We start from the raw sequence: 11,974 nt of genomic DNA on the forward strand, positions 1-11,974 counted from the left end.
TTAGGCGAATACATGCGCCTTTCCGGATACGGTCAGCCGGACGATCTCGCCGACCATTGGTGCATCCATGCCGGGCTTGCGCAGGATCAACGGCGTGTTGCCGATCGCGGCGGCATCGGGCGGATCGGCGCTGTTGAGAAGCCGCACCGCGATCATGCATGTCGAACCGGCGAACTCGGATTCCGTCACCTCGCCGAATGGCATGTCCGAGGTACCCGACATGCCCTCGCGTGAGGTTCGTTTCAGCCCTATCTGCTCGGGACGCAGCATGATGCGGGCGACATCGCGCTGCTCCTTCGTGTCGACGGCGATACGTCCGAGCGGCGAGTTGGCGAAGCCGTTCGATATCTTCGCCGGCAGGATAATGGCATCGCCAAGGAACTCGGCGATCATCCTGTCCTTCGGCTTGAGATAGAGCTCGCGCGGCGTGCCGATCTGCGAGAACCTGCCGTCGCGCATGACAGCCACCTGGCTGGCGAAGGACAGGGCCTCGGCCTGGTCGTGGGTCACCAGGATGGTGGTGATGCCGGCGGCCTCAAGAAGCTCGGCCACGGCCTTGCGCATCGAGGCGCGCAGGCCGGTATCCAGCGCCGAGAACGGCTCGTCGAGGAGCATCAGCCGGGGTTTCATGGCCATGGCCCGCGCCAGCGCCACGCGCTGTTGCTGGCCGCCCGAGAGTTCGTGTGGATGGCGTTTCAGGATCGCCTTGTCGAGCCCGACGGTATAGGCGAGTTCGACGATGCGCTCCGCGCGCTTGTCCTCGTCACGCGCCATGCCGAAGCCGATATTGTCGGCGATGGTCAGATGCGGGAACAGGGCGCCGTCCTGCGCCACCACGCCGACGCCGCGGCGATGCGCGGGTACCGCGCTGCCGCCATTGGCCAGCACCGTGCCATCGAGCACGATCCGGCCCTGGTCCGGCGCCTCGAAGCCGGCGATCAGCCGCAGCAGGGTGGTCTTGCCGCAGCCGGAGGGGCCAACGATCGCCGTGCGGCTGCCGCTGGCAACCTTGAGGTCGACGCCGGCAAGCGCGGCGACCGGGCCGTAGTGCTTGTGCAGGCCATTGAGTTCAAGAAAGCTCATCGCCCGGCCATCCGCTTCGATTGAACATAGAGCAACCAGGTCAGCGGCAGCGACATCGCCACCATGATCAGGGCATAGGGTGCCGCCGACGCATAGTCGATCTCGCCGCTGTAGGACCAGAACGCCATCGCCAGCGTGCGGGTGCCATTGGGCGCCAGCATCTGGGTCGCCGTCAACTCGTTCATGATGCCGAGCGCCACCAGCGCCATGCCGGCGGCGGCACCTGGCGCCGAAAGGCGGATCGTCGTCGACCACAGCGCCTTGAGCGGCGGCCGGCCAAGGCTCGAGGCCGCACGTTCGAGCTCGACCGGCGCCTGCGCGATCGAGGCCCGCAGGCTGACCAGCGCGCGCGGCAGGAACATCAGCGCGTAGGCGACCAGGATCGTGAACAGGGTCTGGTAGAGCGGCATGGCAATGCGCACCGTGATGGTGACCAGGGCCAACGCCACGACGACGCCGGGCAGCGAGCCGACGATGTAGTTACAGCCTTCCAGCAGGCGTTGCAGGGGGCCGGGAGCACGGATCGATATCCAGGCCATCGGCATGGCGGCGACGGTGGCGAGCAGCGCACCGGCAAGCGCCAGGAACAGCGTCTGCCCGAGCGCCAGGCCGATTTCGTCGAAACGCCAGACATCGGCGCCGCCAGCCACGAGCCAGCGGCCGATGGTGACGAAGGGTACGCCAAGCGCCAGCAGCGTGGTGAGGATTGGCAGAACCATGCAGAGGATTGTGGCGCGTCCGAGCTTCGTGCGCTGTTGCTGGCGCGCCGCGCCGGAACCGACGCGGGCATAGCGCTCCTCGCCGCGCACCAGCACTTCCAGCCCGAGCAGCACGAAACAGCAGGTGACCAGAACGCCGGCCAGCATGTTGGCGGCCGGTCCGTTGAAGGTCGACTGGAACTGGTCGACGATCGCGGTGGTGAAGGTGTCGAAGCGGATGAAGACATAGAGGCCATACTCGGCCAGAAGATGCAGCCCGACCAGCAGGGAGCCGCCACAGAGCGCCAGCCGCAATTGCGGCAGCACGACGCGCCAGAACACGCGCCAGGGTCCAAGGCCGAGCGCCGCCGCCGCGTCCTCCAAAGCGGGGTCGAGGCGGCGCAGGGCCGCCGACACCGGCAGATAGAGGAATGGGAAATAGGCGATGACGGAAACGAGAACGCCGGCCCACAGGCCGTGCAGCCTGGGCACCATGGTGATCCAGGCGTAGCTGTGGACGAAGGCGGGGATGGCGAGCGGCGCCACCGCAAGCCACGCCCAAATCCGGGCGCCGGGCAGGTCGCTGCGCTCGGTGAGCCATGCCAGCGCCACCGACAGAACGATGGAGATCGGCACGGCCAGCAGCACCAGCAGGACGGTGTTGACCAGAAGCTCGCCAACGCGCGGCCGGAAGACCAGCGCCGCCACGGTTTCCCAGCCGGTCTGCACGGCAACCCAGATGATGAAGGCGAGGGGCAGCAGAGCGAACAGCGAGACGAAGGCGGCGACGATCGCAATCCACGACAGCGGCCGGCGATGTCGGCCCGTTGTTCCCGACGGCAGGCCTGAACGCGCCAGATCGGCGGCGGGCTGCATCAGCTCAGACGCTCCGCCGCCGCCCGGTGGCGGAAACGGTTGCGGTGTCGCGAAGGCGGTTGGAAACGCAGCGTGTCGTCATTGGCGAATGCCATCTCGAAAACAGAGCGCTCCCGCGGAAAGCGAAGTCCCGCGGGAGCGCAGTCGTTGCCCTTTTAGGACGTATGCTGACTAAAGCAAGCCGGCCGCGGTCATCAGATCGGTGACCTTCTTGGAGTTCAGCGTCGTCGCATCGACTTTCGGCGCCTGCAGATCGGCCAGCGGCACCAGCTTTGGATTGGATTCTGCGCCCTTTCCGACCGCGTATTCGAAGGAATCACCGGTCTTCAGAACCTCCTGGCCACCCTTGCCGGTCACCCACTTCAGGAAGGCCTGTGCTTCCTTGGGATGCTTGCTCGAGGCCAGCACGCCGCCACCGGAAATCGAGACGAACGCGCCCGGATCCTGGTTCTTGAAATAATGCAGCTCGACGTTCTTGCTGTTTTCGCCGGTCTTGGCCTGATCACCGAAATAGTAATAGTGGTAGATCACGCCGCCATCGATTTCGCCGGCATTGACTGCCTTCATCACCGTGCTGTTGCCCTTGTAGGCCGTGAAATTCGTCTTCATCGCCTTCAGCCAGTCGGCCGTGGCGGCTTCACCCTTGAGCTGAAGAAGCGCGCTGACGATCGCCTGGAAGTCGGCGCCCGATGGCGAGGCGGCCCAACGGCCCTTCCAGCTCGGATCGGCGAGATCAAGCATGGACTTCGGCAACTGGTCGGCGGTCAGCTTGGTCTTGTTATAGGCAAAGACTGTGCTGCGCGCGGCCACACCCACCCATTTGCCGCTCGCCGGCTGGTAGTCCTGCGGAACCTGGGCCAGCGTATCGGCTTCGACCGGTGCGAACAGGCCGGCACTCTCTACCAGCACCATGGCCGGCGAGTTTTCCGTCAGGAACACGTCGGCGGGCGAGGAAGCGCCTTCAGCGACGATCTGGTTGGAGAAATCGCTGTCGCCACCGTTGCGCACGGTGACCTTGATGCCCGTTTCCTTGGTGAAGCCCTCGGCCCACTCCTTGGTCAAGCTCTCGTGCTGGGCGTTGTAGACGATGATGCCGGCATCATCGGCCATCGCCGGACCGACGATCAGGCTGATTGCGAGCGCGGTGGCGCCGGCAAGGGTGGAAAGAGCATATCTCATTGCGTAATCCTCGATCTTGATGGTCTTGGGTTTGGCACGGCCGCAGCTATCAATACATGACATCAATAGTCAACATTGACGGGCTGCTTCAATCGGTCGCCGGGGCGAAAGACCGATGCGGCGGCGGACAATTCAGCGTGATGAGAACGGCGGCACCATGGAATTGTCCAAGGCCGCGGTTTTCGTGATTTCCCGGCACTTTGCCTTGGACATTATTTCGCCGGCCACGTAACAAATCAGCACGCAAGCGCGAACATCGGGGAGTGAACTCTTGTGACCGGCAAGGACGAGGCCGAGCTTTCCCGGCTGATGCGGGCCGCGATCGCGGGAGACGAAAGGGCTTACGCCGACTTTCTGCACCGGGTTGCCATGCTCGTTCGGGGCTTTGCCCGGCGCAAGATCGTGCAGGGCGGAGTCGACCCCGAGGATGTCGTGCAGGAAACCTTGCTGGCCATTCATGTGAAACGACATACTTGGCGCCAGGATGCGCCGGTGTTGCCGTGGGTTTACGCCATCGCCCGTTTCAAGCTGATCGATGCGTTCCGGCGGCGCGGGCGGCGCATCGAGATCGATGTCGATGATATCGCCGAGACTTTCGCCGAGCCGGAAGCGGACACCGTCAGCGAGCGCGACATCAACCGGGCGCTGGACAGCCTGTCGCCGGCCCAGCGTTCCGTGGTCTCGGCTGTGTCGGTGGAAGGCCGTTCCATCGGCGAGACGGCAGCCAAGTTCGGCATCAGCGAGACGGCGGTGCGCGTGTCGCTGCATCGCGGGCTGGCCGCCATTGCCAAGCGGTTTGGGCAGGGGCGTTTCGGGCGGGAATGACATGAGAACGGACGATCTCATCAAGGCGCTGGACGCCGATGTTCGCAACAAGGCGATGCCGTTGCGCTCGGCCTGGTGGATGGCGGCCGGCGCCGCCGCCTTGATCGCGGCAGCGGTTTTCATGCTGACGATCGGTCCGCGTCCCGATTTCATGGCGGCCGCGCATACGATGCGCTTCCTGTCCAAATTCGTCTTCACGGCTGTGCTTGCGGTCAGCGCCTTTGTCCTTATCCGCGCCCTGTCGGTCCCCGGCGCAGCGACGGGTCGGGCGGCCATGGGGATGATCGCCGCGCCGCTGCTCGTGGCCGTGGCCGTCATTCTGGAGCTGTTCGCCGTGCCCTCGGCCGACTGGGGCACGCGTCTGGTCGGTACCAACATGTATATTTGCATGACCTTCATACCGCTGATCGGTATCGGGCCACTTGCCGTCTTCCTGTGGATGCTGCGCTACGGCGCCCCAACGCGGCCGGTGCTTGCCGGCGCTGTTGCCGGCCTGCTCGCCGGTGGGCTGGCGGCGACCTTCTATGCCGCGCACTGCTTCGACGATTCGCCGCTTTTCGTGGCCACCTGGTACACGATCGCAATCGGCGCCCTTGCCGTGCTTGGCGCGCTGGGGGGCCGATTCTTCGTGCGCTGGTAGCGACAGGCACCGATCCCGGCCAATAGACACCGATCCTTAATCATGCCGGCAATTGTTTGCCGGTTCGTGGTGCAGCTCACACCCGCGGCGCAAGATTTCCTTAAAATCGATCCGTCAAGATTTTACAGGGAAACGATTGCGCTGGGGTGGCTCGGATCGTGACGTCGCGGCATCTTTTCGGCTTTAGGCCTGAGCGACAGGCATTGCTGGCGTTGCCGGTAGCGAGCTTCATCGCTGTCCTGGCGCTGGTCCTGTTGCCGCGCCTCGACGTCGGAGCCGAGACCCTCAGGCTCAGCCTGCAAATATCCTTCGTGGTGATCGCCGGAGCCGGTGCCCTCATAGGCCTGTTCGTCCTTCGCATATCGCGGGATCGCCGGCAGATCGCCGAGGGCGAGCAGCGCTTTCGTCGGATGATGGAGGATTCGCCAATCGGCATCGCCGTGGTCGGCCTCGATGGCCGCATTCTCAAGGCCAATTCCACCTTCGCCACCATGCTTGGCTACACCCGCGAGGAGATCGAGGCGCTGACCGTCCTGCAGATCACGCATCCAGACCATGTCCAGGCCGGCCGCGAAACGATGGAGGGCCTGACGGATGGAATGGCCAATACGTTTCACTTCGAAAAGCGCTACCTCAGGAAGGAAGGAACCTCTGTCTGGGCCCAGCTTGCCGGCTCCATTATCCGCGATACGGACAGCGGCCGGCCGCTCTATCTCGTCTCGCAGATCGAGGACATCGACGCGCGCAAGCAATCCGAGGCGCGGATAGCCGAAGCCGAGACGCGCTGGAACTTTGCCTTGGCGGGCGCTGGCCAAGGCGTCTGGGATCTCGACAGGCGCAAGGGTGGCACCACCTATTCCGGGACCTGGGTGAAGATGCTGGGTTATTCGGAGGGCGATCTCGACGGCGACCCCGACCGCTGGCTGACGATGATCCATCCTGACGATCGTGAAATGGTCGCGGAGGCCGACCGGGCCCATCTCGAGGGCAAGACGGATTTCTTCGAAGCCGAGTTCAGGATGCGTCACAAGGACGGTCACTGGATATGGATACTCGATCGCGGCAAGGCCATCGAACGTGACGATGGAGGACGATTGGTCAGGGCCATCGGCAGCCTCACCAACATCACGCGCCGCAAGCAGGCCGAGGAAAGCTTCGCCGTGTCCGCCGCGATGCTGGCCGACGAGAAGGAGCGGCTGCGGGTAACGCTTCTATCGATCGGCGACGCCGTCATCTGCACGGATGCCGCGAACCGCGTAACCTTCATGAATCCGGTTGCCGAGAAGCTGACCGGCGTCGCGGGCCTCGATGCTCTCGGCAAGATGCTTGGCCATGTCTACTGGGCGGTCGACGAGGAGACGGGACAAAGGATCGGCGTGACGCGGCCTTCAGTCAGTGGCAACGCGCCCTCGGATCAGAATAGCCGTGCGGTGCTCATCCGGCGCGATGACACGCGATGCAGCATCCGTCAGGTCGTATCGTCGATCATCAACGATCGCGGCGAGTTCTGCGGGCTGGTCATCGTTTTCCAGGATTTTATCGATGCGCGCGCCCTGCAGCGCCAACTCGCCCATGCCGCCGCTCACGATGCACTGACCGGACTTGCCAACCGTTCGAGCTTCATACGCGCCATGGAGGATCTGGTCGATCAGGCGCGCAGGTCCGGCGCCGAGCATCAGTTCATGTTCGTCGATCTCGACCATTTCAAACTGGTCAACGACACCAGCGGCCATGCCGCGGGTGATGCCTTGCTCAAGCAGGTTGCCGGTGCGATGCGTGGCGCGCTTGGCCCGGAGGATATCGTCGCGCGTCTTGGCGGCGATGAATTCGCCGTCATCCTGAAGTCAGGTTCGGCCGCGAGCGCCAAGATAGCCGCGCGATCGATCATCGACGCGATCCGGGGTCTGGGCTTCCTGTGGGATGGCCGGCCCCATCAGATCGGCGCCAGCATCGGGCTGGCCGCGATCCGCGCCGGCTGCGGCGAAGTCGACGAGATCATCGCGCTGGCCGATGCGGCCTGCTACGTAGCAAAGGCCGCCGGCCGGGGATGCGTTTTCGCGACGCCGGACGAGGATGAGACAACAGCCAGTCCAGGGACGCCGAAGCCGCTTGCGGCGGCGTCCTGATTTCGCGGAATCCGTTTATGCCCTGTTGAAGACTCAGCGCGTCGGGACGGGGTGCTCGCCGCGATAGTCGTAGAATCCGCGCCCGGTCTTGCGGCCAAGCCAGCCCGCCTCGACATACTTCACCAGCAACGGACAAGGGCGATATTTCGAATCCGACAGGCCATCATGCAGCACCTGCATGATGGACAGGCAGGTGTCCAGCCCGATGAAATCGGCCAGCTGCAGCGGCCCCATCGGATGGTTGGCGCCGAGCCGCATGGCGGTGTCGATGGCATCGACCGAGCCGACGCCCTCATAGAGCGTGTAGATTGCTTCGTTGATCATCGGCAGCAGGATGCGGTTGACGATGAAGGCCGGGAAATCCTCCGAGACCGTGATCGTCTTGTCGAGCTGTTTCACATAGGTCTTGGCCGCTTCGAAGGTCTGGTCCTCGGTGGCGATACCGCGCACCAGCTCGACCAGCTTCATCAGCGGCACTGGGTTCATGAAATGGATGCCGATGAAACGTTCCGGCCTGTCGGTCTGCGCGGCAAGCCGCGTGATCGAGATCGACGAAGTGTTGGTCGCCAGGATGGCTTCGGGATTGAGCTGCGGGCAAAGCTGGGCGTAGATCTTGCGCTTGACCGTCTCGTCCTCGGTCGCCGCCTCGATCACGAGGTCGGCGCCGGCAAGGTCGGCCATGTTCGGCGCCGCCGAAATGCGCGCGATGGCGTCGTTGCGCACCTTTTCCTCGAGCTTACCGGATCCGACCTGACGGGCCATGTTGCCGCTGATCGTGGCAATGCCCTTCTCGATGCGGTCGGGTGAAATATCGTATATCAGTACCTTGTAGCCTGAAAGCGCGGAGACATGGGCGATACCTCCACCCATCTGGCCCGCGCCGATGATGCCGATCGTCTCGATCTTGCTCATTACACCGATCCCGTCATAAGGCCTTTGCGGCCTGTTTTTGTGCGGTGCAAACTAAAAGGGCGGGGCGACTTCGTCTACCCCACCCCTCACTATTTAATACGCTTGCCAGAAAGCGTCAAAGCGCCTTTTGCAGTTCCGGCAGGATGACGAAGAGATCGCCGACGAGGCCGTAGTCGGCGACCTGGAAGATCGGTGCCTCCTCGTCCTTGTTGATGGCGACAATGACCTTCGAATCCTTCATGCCGGCAAGGTGCTGGATGGCGCCAGAGATGCCGACCGCGATGTAAAGATCGGGGGCGACCACCTTGCCGGTCTGGCCGACCTGCCAATCGTTCGGGGCATAGCCGGCATCGACGGCGGCGCGGGACGCGCCGACGGCGGCACCGAGCTTGTCGGCGACCGGCAGGATGACTTCCTGGAATTTCTCAGCCGAACCGAGCGCGCGTCCGCCCGAGATGATGATCTTGGCCGAGGTCAGCTCCGGACGATCGGTCTCCGACAGCTTGTTCTCGACGAAGGAGGACAGGCCTGGATTGGCCGCCGCCTTGACGGTATCGACTGAAGCTGAACCACCTTCGGGTGCTGCCTGGAAGGAGGCCGTGCGGACGGTGATCACCTTCTTGGCGTCGGTCGACTGCACCGTCTGGATGGCATTGCCGGCATAGATCGGCCGCTTGAACGTGTCGGGCGAGACGACTTCGATGATCTCGGACACTTGCGCCACATCAAGCAGGGCCGCCACGCGCGGCGAGACGTTCTTGCCCGACGAGGTCGCCGGCGCGATGATCGTGTCATAGCCACCGGCCAATGAAACGACGAGCGCGGCCATTGGCTCGGCGAGCTGCTCGGTGAGTTCGTCGGCTTCGGCGAGCAGCACCTTGCTTACACCCTTGAGCTTGGCCGCGGCATCGGCCGCCGGCTTAGCGCCCTTGCCAGCCACCAGCACATGGACGTCCGAGCCGATCTGGAGCGCTGCCGAAAGCGCCTTGGCGGTCTGCTCCGAAAGCGTTGCGTTGTCGTGTTCGGCGATGAGGAGAATGGTCATTTTATCTGTTCCTTCCGATCTCAGAGCACGCCGGCTTCGTTCTTGAGCTTGTCGACCAGTTCGGCGACGCTCTTGACCTTAACGCCTGCCTTGCGGCCGCTCGGCTCCTCGGTCTTGATCACCTTCAGCCGCGGCTTGACGTCGACGCCGTAGTCGGCCGGGCTCTTCTCGTCGAGTTGCTTCTTCTTGGCCTTCATGATGTTGGGCAAAGAGGCATAGCGCGGCTGGTTGAGGCGAAGGTCGGCGGTCACGATCGCCGGCATCTTCAGTTCCAGCGTCTGCAGGCCGCCGTCGACCTCGCGCGTCACCTTGGCCTTGTCGCCATCGAGCACGATCTTGGAGGCGAAGGTGCCCTGCGCCCAGCCCAGAAGGGCGGCCAGCATCTGGCCGGTCTGATTGCTGTCGTCGTCGATCGCTTGCTTGCCGAGGATGACCAGGCCGGGCTGCTCGGCGTCGACGACGCCCTTCAGCACCTTGGCGACGCCCAGCGGCTCGGTCTGCTCGTCGGTCTTGACCAGGATGGCGCGGTCGGCGCCCATGGCGAGCGCGGTGCGCAGGGTTTCCTGTGCCTGCTGCGGGCCGATCGACACGACGATGATCTCTTCGGCCTTGCCGGCTTCCTTCAGGCGGATCGCCTCTTCGACGGCGATCTCGTCGAACGGGTTCATCGCCATCTTCACATTCGCCAGCTCAACCGCCGAGCCGTCAGCCTTCACGCGAACTTTAACATTCGCATCCACAACCCGCTTCACGGGCACAAGGATCTTCATTTGCTTGTCACCTCTTTCAAGATAGTTGGGCGCGCTATAGCAGCGTGAGCCTCTTCAGAGTTGTCGAAAGCCGACATTTCGGGCGGAATTCTGGTCTTCATCCGCCTGAGCGGTACCGCTTCGTTAGTTGCGGCAACCCTGCGCGTCAATACAGCCAGAAGACTCAAATCGGTTCAGTCAGGACCTGAAATGCTTCCCCGGCCCCAGCGCGGCGCTGGCTGGGAGGCGGGCGGTTCGCTCGCTGCCGGATCGGTGGTGACGGGGGGCTGATCAGCGTTGGCAGTCGGGACGTCCTCGTCAGCGGCTGCAAAAAGCGGCACGCCGCGGCTGCGCAGGACAAGCACCAGGATGGCTCCGGCGATGATGCCGCCGATATGGCAGGCCCAGGAAATCTGGTCCTCGCCGCCGCGGGCGAACATCACGACCTGAAACAGGACCCATAGGACGAGCGGGATGAAGGCGGGAATGCGCAGCGGAATGCGGGCAAAGGCGAGGACCCATACCTTCACTCGCGGGTAAAGGATCAGATAGGCGGTGACGACGCCGGCGATGGCGCCCGAGGCGCCGATCAGCGGCTCCTGCGAATCCCATGCCACCAGGCTCTGGAACAAGGCGCCGGCGATGGCGCATAGCAGATAGAAGATCAGATAGCGGATATGGCCCAGCGCATCCTCGACATTGTCGCCGAACACCCACAGGAACACCATATTGCCGCCAAGGTGGAAGATATCCGCGTGCAGGAAGGCATAGGTAACGTAGCTCAACTGCTCGGGGATCACCACGAAGCGGGGATCCAGTTCCGCCGTGTTGTGGACGACGGAGGGAATGAAGCCCAGGCCGAGCACGGCCGCGTTGGTGAAATTCTCGCCGCTGAGCGATGTGATGAGATAGACGATGGCGTTGAGCGCGATCAGGCCGATCGTCACATATTGCAGCCTGATGTGGCGAAGCCTGTTGCTGTCGTAGAGCGGGATGAACATGAGTGCCAGGACCTGTCCCGCTCGGCAAATTCAGCGGTTCTTGCCGGGAACCCATAACACGTCGGCATTTCCATTGTCATTGACCGCCCGGGCCGCGACGAACAGAAAATCCGATACGCGGTTGATGTATTTCAGACCATCGCGGTTGACGTGCTCGCCCGGGTCCTGCGCCAGCGCCACCATCAGCCGTTCGGCCCGCCGCGCTACCGTGCGGGCAAGATGAAGGGCCGCCGCCGCCGGGGTGCCGCCATTCAGCACGAAGGATTTGAGCGGCTGAAGGTCCTTGTTGAGGAGGTCGATGTCCTTCTCGACCCGGTCGGTCTGCGTGGCGGTGATGCGCAAGGGCTCATATCCCAGCGGTTTGCCGTCATCGGGCACGGCAAGGTCGGCGCCGAGGTCGAAGAGATCGTTCTGGATGCGGCCGAGCATCGCGTCGATCGACGGGTCGGTCACGGCGGTATGGACCCGGGCCATGCCGATGCAGGCATTGGCTTCGTCGACCGTGCCGTAGGCATCGACGCGAAGATCGGACTTCAGCCGTCGTTCGCCGGTGCCAAGGCCGGTGGTGCCGTCATCGCCCGTGCGGGTGTAGATCTTGTTGAGCTTGACCACGCAATGCCCCCAAACGGTGGTTACTTACGGGTGAAATACACCACCAGCATGATCAGCACCACCGCCAGGAACTGCAGCAGCACACGTGCCTGCATCAGCTTGTTCGAGGTCATGCCCGAGCCGCCACGCATCATGTTGATGAGGCCGCGGATCAAGACGATCACCACCGCGATCATCACGAGGGCTGCGAGGATTTTAAAGACGATTGCCATCGTGGATTTCCAATTA

General features: G+C 63.6%; 12 protein-coding genes. 3 read left to right on the top strand and 9 right to left on the bottom strand.

Going from position 1 to position 11,974, the window contains the following annotated elements; genetic code table 11:
• The 3 genes from LGH82_RS23925 to LGH82_RS23935 all read right to left on the bottom strand — a co-directional run bounded on the left by LGH82_RS23925 (window position 1) and on the right by LGH82_RS23935 (window position 3,836).
• A complete protein-coding gene (locus LGH82_RS23925) occupies window positions 1-1,083 on the bottom strand; it encodes an ABC transporter ATP-binding protein (protein WP_227345113.1) in 1,083 nt (360 codons plus the stop codon).
• Window positions 1,080-2,657 (bottom strand): ABC transporter permease, encoded by a 1,578-nt coding sequence (locus tag LGH82_RS23930; protein ID WP_227345114.1) that lies wholly within the window; start codon window positions 2,655-2,657, stop codon window positions 1,080-1,082. Before LGH82_RS23930 ends, LGH82_RS23925 begins: the two co-directional genes overlap by 4 nt.
• A 171-nt stretch (window positions 2,658-2,828) precedes the next feature.
• A complete protein-coding gene (locus tag LGH82_RS23935) occupies window positions 2,829-3,836 on the bottom strand; it encodes an iron ABC transporter substrate-binding protein (protein WP_227345115.1) in 1,008 nt (335 codons plus the stop codon).
• Window positions 3,837-4,109: 273 nt separating this feature from the next.
• Between LGH82_RS23935 and LGH82_RS23940 the strand changes: the two genes are divergently transcribed.
• From LGH82_RS23940 to LGH82_RS23950, 3 genes are all read left to right on the top strand, one after another.
• Window positions 4,110-4,661, top strand: coding sequence for a sigma-70 family RNA polymerase sigma factor (locus tag LGH82_RS23940; RefSeq protein ID WP_227345116.1), 552 nt, complete (start codon window positions 4,110-4,112; stop codon window positions 4,659-4,661).
• A 1-nt stretch (window position 4,662) separates the two neighbouring features.
• Entirely contained in the window at window positions 4,663-5,301 is a 639-nt protein-coding gene (locus LGH82_RS23945; RefSeq protein WP_227345117.1) for an NrsF family protein, read from the top strand.
• Window positions 5,302-5,459: 158 nt separating this feature from the next.
• Complete coding sequence (locus LGH82_RS23950; RefSeq protein ID WP_227345118.1) at window positions 5,460-7,427, top strand: PAS domain S-box protein; 1,968 nt, start codon at window positions 5,460-5,462, stop codon at window positions 7,425-7,427.
• A 33-nt stretch (window positions 7,428-7,460) separates the two neighbouring features.
• Here the strand turns inward: LGH82_RS23950 and LGH82_RS23955 are convergent, their stop codons facing one another.
• The 6 genes from LGH82_RS23955 to LGH82_RS23980 all read right to left on the bottom strand — a co-directional run bounded on the left by LGH82_RS23955 (window position 7,461) and on the right by LGH82_RS23980 (window position 11,958).
• A complete protein-coding gene (locus LGH82_RS23955) occupies window positions 7,461-8,339 on the bottom strand; it encodes a 3-hydroxybutyryl-CoA dehydrogenase (protein WP_227345119.1) in 879 nt (292 codons plus the stop codon).
• A 115-nt stretch (window positions 8,340-8,454) separates the two neighbouring features.
• Window positions 8,455-9,384, bottom strand: coding sequence for an electron transfer flavoprotein subunit alpha/FixB family protein (locus tag LGH82_RS23960; RefSeq protein ID WP_227345120.1), 930 nt, complete (start codon window positions 9,382-9,384; stop codon window positions 8,455-8,457).
• 20 nt (window positions 9,385-9,404) lie between these two features.
• Entirely contained in the window at window positions 9,405-10,154 is a 750-nt protein-coding gene (locus tag LGH82_RS23965; protein WP_227345121.1) for an electron transfer flavoprotein subunit beta/FixA family protein, read from the bottom strand.
• A gap of 173 nt (window positions 10,155-10,327) precedes the next feature.
• On the bottom strand, window positions 10,328-11,134 hold the full coding sequence (locus LGH82_RS23970) for a rhomboid family intramembrane serine protease (protein ID WP_227345122.1): 807 nt from the start codon (window positions 11,132-11,134) through the stop codon (window positions 10,328-10,330).
• A gap of 30 nt (window positions 11,135-11,164) precedes the next feature.
• Window positions 11,165-11,746, bottom strand: coding sequence for a cob(I)yrinic acid a,c-diamide adenosyltransferase (locus LGH82_RS23975; RefSeq protein WP_227345123.1), 582 nt, complete (start codon window positions 11,744-11,746; stop codon window positions 11,165-11,167).
• Between the two features lie 20 nt (window positions 11,747-11,766).
• On the bottom strand, window positions 11,767-11,958 hold the full coding sequence (locus LGH82_RS23980) for a twin transmembrane helix small protein (protein ID WP_227345124.1): 192 nt from the start codon (window positions 11,956-11,958) through the stop codon (window positions 11,767-11,769).
• Window positions 11,959-11,974: the final 16 nt, after the last annotated feature.

Origin of the sequence: Mesorhizobium sp. PAMC28654, assembly GCF_020616515.1 — a bacterium.
Lineage (GTDB): Bacteria > Pseudomonadota > Alphaproteobacteria > Rhizobiales > Rhizobiaceae > Mesorhizobium.

What these genes read in the sequence shown, in the direction of transcription:
- LGH82_RS23980 (WP_227345124.1), bottom strand. Translation starts at nt 11,958, where the DNA reads ATGGCAATCGTCTTTAAAATCCTCGCAGCCCTCGTGATGATCGCGGTG.
- LGH82_RS23935 (WP_227345115.1), bottom strand. Translation starts at nt 3,836, where the DNA reads ATGAGATATGCTCTTTCCACCCTTGCCGGCGCCACCGCGCTCGCAATC.
- LGH82_RS23960 (WP_227345120.1), bottom strand. Translation starts at nt 9,384, where the DNA reads ATGACCATTCTCCTCATCGCCGAACACGACAACGCAACGCTTTCGGAG.
- LGH82_RS23955 (WP_227345119.1), bottom strand. Translation starts at nt 8,339, where the DNA reads ATGAGCAAGATCGAGACGATCGGCATCATCGGCGCGGGCCAGATGGGT.
- LGH82_RS23930 (WP_227345114.1), bottom strand. Translation starts at nt 2,657, where the DNA reads ATGCAGCCCGCCGCCGATCTGGCGCGTTCAGGCCTGCCGTCGGGAACA.
- LGH82_RS23970 (WP_227345122.1), bottom strand. Translation starts at nt 11,134, where the DNA reads ATGTTCATCCCGCTCTACGACAGCAACAGGCTTCGCCACATCAGGCTG.
- LGH82_RS23945 (WP_227345117.1), top strand. Translation starts at nt 4,663, where the DNA reads ATGAGAACGGACGATCTCATCAAGGCGCTGGACGCCGATGTTCGCAAC.
- LGH82_RS23965 (WP_227345121.1), bottom strand. Translation starts at nt 10,154, where the DNA reads ATGAAGATCCTTGTGCCCGTGAAGCGGGTTGTGGATGCGAATGTTAAA.
- LGH82_RS23925 (WP_227345113.1), bottom strand. Translation starts at nt 1,083, where the DNA reads ATGAGCTTTCTTGAACTCAATGGCCTGCACAAGCACTACGGCCCGGTC.